The sequence below is a fragment of the Clostridium sp. HV4-5-A1G genome, from assembly GCF_900184915.1.
GTDB lineage: Bacteria > Bacillota > Clostridia > Clostridiales > Clostridiaceae > Clostridium_B > Clostridium_B aromativorans.
Map to the genome: position 1 here is coordinate 1 of NZ_FXYI02000236.1, position 4,206 is coordinate 4,206.

Annotated in this window: 4 protein-coding genes, 1 pseudogene and 2 other annotated features; of the genes and pseudogenes, 3 read left to right on the forward strand and 2 right to left on the reverse strand. The window is 32.5% G+C overall.

Annotated features, from left to right (window positions below; all coding sequences use genetic code 11):
• Positions 1-291: pseudogene (locus J5G60_RS16860) on the reverse strand (M56 family metallopeptidase); the annotation flags it as partial.
• Between the two features lie 5 nt (positions 292-296).
• A complete protein-coding gene (locus tag J5G60_RS16865; protein WP_150356133.1) occupies positions 297-665 on the reverse strand; it encodes a BlaI/MecI/CopY family transcriptional regulator in 369 nt (122 codons plus the stop codon).
• Between the two features lie 202 nt (positions 666-867).
• Here J5G60_RS16865 and J5G60_RS16870 point away from each other — a divergent pair, with 202 nt between their 5' ends.
• The 3 genes from J5G60_RS16870 (at position 868) to J5G60_RS16880 (ending at position 4,098) form a co-directional block, all read left to right on the forward strand.
• The gene (locus tag J5G60_RS16870; RefSeq protein WP_150356112.1) at positions 868-1,884 is read left to right on the forward strand and encodes a hypothetical protein; all 1,017 of its coding nucleotides are present in this window, start codon (positions 868-870) and stop codon (positions 1,882-1,884) included.
• A 236-nt stretch (positions 1,885-2,120) separates the two neighbouring features.
• Positions 2,121-2,319, forward strand: a binding site (T-box leader).
• Between the two features lie 49 nt (positions 2,320-2,368).
• Positions 2,369-2,566: a binding site (T-box leader), on the forward strand.
• Between the two features lie 113 nt (positions 2,567-2,679).
• Positions 2,680-2,844, forward strand: a complete 165-nt coding sequence (locus J5G60_RS16875) for a hypothetical protein (protein WP_179977541.1) — start codon at positions 2,680-2,682, stop codon at positions 2,842-2,844.
• Between the two features lie 183 nt (positions 2,845-3,027).
• Positions 3,028-4,098: a uroporphyrinogen decarboxylase family protein gene (locus tag J5G60_RS16880; protein ID WP_150356111.1), complete on the forward strand. Its 1,071-nt coding sequence runs from the start codon at positions 3,028-3,030 to the stop codon at positions 4,096-4,098.
• The last annotated feature ends 108 nt before the right edge of the window (positions 4,099-4,206 follow it).

The window sequence follows — 4,206 nt, forward strand, 5'->3', positions numbered from 1 at the left end:
AAATAGTATTATAAAATAATTTACTACATTATCATTTAGACAAATTATATTATTCATCATAGTTTTGACATTATTAGGCGAATATCCAAAGAATTTATATATTTCTTGTGATACGTAAATTGGAATTTTAAAAGGTAAAATCATTTTGATTATTACAGCTAACCATATATAATAACAAAATCCACATGTATATCTTTTAGACAGAGTTTTTTCGAAAATTATAATAATAACAATTTCTATGCTCCCGAATAAAGATATCTGTAATAGATTTTTCATAAACATTTCCATCATAACTGTCACCTGCTTTTAATCCACTTATCCAGTTCATCCAGATCATCATCGGTAATATCATTATCTTCGTGCAGGGTAGTAATGAAACTTTTTAAAGAACTTCTGTGAACTTTTTTAAAAAATTCCCTGGTTTCAAATCTGCGGTATTCATCTTCTAGTACAACCGGTGTATAATAAGTGATCTTCTTTCCCTTTGCTACAGTTATAAACTTTTTCTTTGCCAAACGTGAAAGAAGCGTTAATATGGTTGTATTTTTCCAACCTTTTTTTTCTTCCATAATTTTAACTATTTCTTTTGAAGATACAGGAATCTTGCTAGACCAGATGACTTTCATAACTTCTAATTCCGATTCCGGAATTTTTTTAATTGACAACATAAGTCACCTCCTTTATATATATTCTACATATGTAGAATATATATGTCAATTGTTTTTTATTATAAAAGACCTTCCAGTCAGGTAATTGCTGGAGGCCTTTCCTTATTTTCTGCCTAAAAATATTTTACTTACTCAATCTAATTAAATTATATTCCAAGTTATCTAAAAATTTGGTATAATACAAGTAGGTGAAATATAAATGAGCAAAAACGAAGAAGTGAAACTGGATGGAATTTTAAAGGCACTGTTTTCAACATCACAGCAGGTACTTATAAATTTTATAAACAGGATGTTTGGTACAGATTATTGCTATGGTGATGTGGCTGTTACATACGGGAAGACGGAATTTCCACTGGAAGATTTCAATTATGATTTTATAAAGGCTGATTTGATCCTGAACTTTTTGGAGGAAGAGAAAAAAACAGTATATCATATAGAGTTCCAGACAAAAAATGATACTTCAATGGCGATAAGGATGTTTCAATATGGGTTTCACATAGGTAAAAACAACAGTATATTGGAAAATAATATTAAAGTAGTATATTTTCCCAAACAGCTGGTTATCTTTATAGAGGAAAATTCAAAAATAAAGGATGAATTGAGACTTAAGATTATATTTCCAGGTGGAGAGAAGGTCGATTATAGTGTCCCTGTTATGAAATATTGGGAATATACTGATATAAATCTGATTGAAGAAAAGCTATATATATTGCTGCCGCTCCAGGTATTTAAATTCAGAAAAATATTTGAGCACCTGAAACGTAAGAAAGATACCGGCAGGTCCGAATTTGACGATGTACTTAAGGAAGCCAAGAACTTGTCGTATAAACTTGCCAAAGAAATATCCAGGCTTAACAGCAGGAAAGAAATTATGGATAATGATTTTAATAGTATGCTTATAGCTATTCAGAATTTAATGGCATATCTGAATCGAAACTATTGTAATAATAAAAATGTAGAAGAAGAGGTGAGTAAGATGCTAAAGTCTTTTTACGATCCAGCAGTAGAGAAGAAAGGAATTGAAAAAGGGCGCAGAGAAACTCTGATAAGTAATTTACAGACGCTTCTTAATATTAAATTTTCAGATACGTCTTATATGTCCAGAATAAAGAAAATAGAAGATGAAGATACTTTGAATTCCGTATTTGAAGATGCAGTGAAAAGCAATTCCATTGAAGAACTCAAGGAAAAATTGAAACAGAGAAAATTAAACTAGAAAATAAGATCTGTCTGTAATGGCAGATCTTATTTTCTTAAATAATTATCCAAAGTTTTATTGGTTACTGGGCAATCAGATCCATCACATCCCGCCGCATGCTCTGTGGAACTTCTTCTGTCGGCTTACCCATTGAACTTTATAATAAAGTGGTGGGGTTCGGATAGATAGAATTTTTTAAATTTTATAAAAAAGTATTGACTTATATGAACATATGTAGTAAAATTACATACAAATTAAAAACAAAGATAGGGATATGTAAATATGAATTATATTTTGAAGAGAGTGAGGAATGGTGGAAACTCATAAATATTTCATATTGAAAATCACCCTTGAGTTGTAGGCTGAAACAAGAGTAAGCTGTGCCGGTGCAAGCCGTTATGTAATTGAGTAAAAAATTGGGTGGTACCGCGAAACAGACTTCTCGCCCCAGGCAGAAGGACTGTTTTTTTTATAGTTTAAAATGGATGTAAAATTTTATATTTTAACAGCGAGGAAAGGGACATGTAAATGCGAAAAATATTTTAAAGAGAGTGAGGAATGGTGAAAACTCATAAATGCTTCGCATTGAAGATCACCCTTAAGCTGCAGGCTGAAACAAGAGTAAGCTGTGCCGGTGCAAGCCGTTATGTAATTGAGTAAAAAATTGGGTGGTACCGCGAACAGACTTCTCGCCCCAGGCAGAAGGACTGTTTTTTTTATTACCCTTGAGTTTTATATAAGATAGATATATTTTCATCTGGCCAGTGAAAATTTATATATTACCTATCAAAATATGTTAAAGGAGGATTTAAAATGTTTGATTCTAAAAAGTTTACTAAAGCTGATTTGCAAAAAAATGCTCAGGATAATTCTGTAATATACGAAAATACAAATTTCTACTATGAATATTTGAGAGATATGAAATCAGATGGTTTAAATGATAGCTGTGACTATTCTACAGTTTTTATGACATTCTAAATTACTTGATAATGACTTTAAATAATGGAGCTATAGCTCCATTATTTTTTGCTTGAAAATAGCGTATTTATAAATGTGATAGTATGTATATGAAAAATAAGGTTTATTTATCTTTATTGTTTATACTTAAGTTTATAATTAAAATATAATGTGAATTATAATAAAGGGTGTGGGGTGAAATTAATGGAAAATTTACTTTATAAAGATGAAATGACACCAAAAGAAAGAGAAACAGCCATAAGTTCTGGAAAGATGGCAGATCGTATTCAATGCTGCCCTTTTGTAGGTGAAGTGGGGGCAAAGTTTATCGGGGTTAAGATATCTGAATTATGCCATGATTATAAATTACTGGCCAAAAATGAAATAAATCTCTATAGAACTTTTGGATTTGACTCTGCAGGAGGAGGTCCCAATCTGTTTGGCATTGCGGAGGCCATGGGTACGGTACTGGCCTATCCTGATGATGACATGCCTTATGTAGATATACCCGTAGTGAAAGAGTATGACGATATAGATAAACTTAAACCGGCAGATCCACATAAGGATGGGAGACTTCCGCTGTTTTTAGAGGCTGCAAAAATAATAAATCAGGAAATAGGTAGAGAAGTTGATATCTCAAGCGACTTCGGAGGACCTTTTACTACGGCGGCATCTTTGAGGGGGGTTGATGTTTTTTTAAGAGACACGCTGAGAAATCCCGAATGGGTACATAAGCTCTTGAATATAGCTACAGAGAGCATTTTCAACTATATAGATGCAGTTTGTGATATAGGTGTAAAACCATGTATTTCTGAACCAGTAGCTTCTCTCACGGTAATCAGTCCCAGACAATTCAGGACTTTTGTCAAACCTTATCTGAAAAGATGTGTTGATAGAATAGTAGAAAAGTTTGGAAGTGCACCGACAATTCACATATGCGGAAATACAAAGGGAGTATGGCAAGATATAGCGGATACCGGAATACAGATGTTTAGTGTGGACAATGTGGTGGATCTGGAGGAAGTTAAGAGGTCCATTGGTGACCGAGTGGGATTAATGGGGAATGTGGAACCCATAGAGATAGTATGCAACGGAACTAAAGATGAAATTTTTCAGGAGGCTAGAAAATGTATTAGAAAAGCTTACGACAATCCCAAGGGATTTGTATTAAGTACTGGATGCAAGGTGCCTATGGCAACTTCCAGAGAAAATATTGAATTTCTCATGGATGCTGCCAGGACTTATGGGAAATATCCTATAGAAGATAATATTTAATATATTCAGCCTTTTTTAAACTTATTTTACTTTCAGTGTATATAATATTTTTTAAATAAATATGGTAAATATGATATAATAATATAAATAAAGTTGGATATTATATAC

Bases quoted from the DNA above. Each gene is read 5' to 3' on its own strand.
- J5G60_RS16870 (WP_150356112.1), top strand. From the start codon at position 868: ATGAGCAAAAACGAAGAAGTGAAACTGGATGGAATTTTAAAGGCACTG.
- J5G60_RS16880 (WP_150356111.1), top strand. From the start codon at position 3,028: ATGGAAAATTTACTTTATAAAGATGAAATGACACCAAAAGAAAGAGAA.
- J5G60_RS16875 (WP_179977541.1), top strand. From the start codon at position 2,680: ATGTTTGATTCTAAAAAGTTTACTAAAGCTGATTTGCAAAAAAATGCT.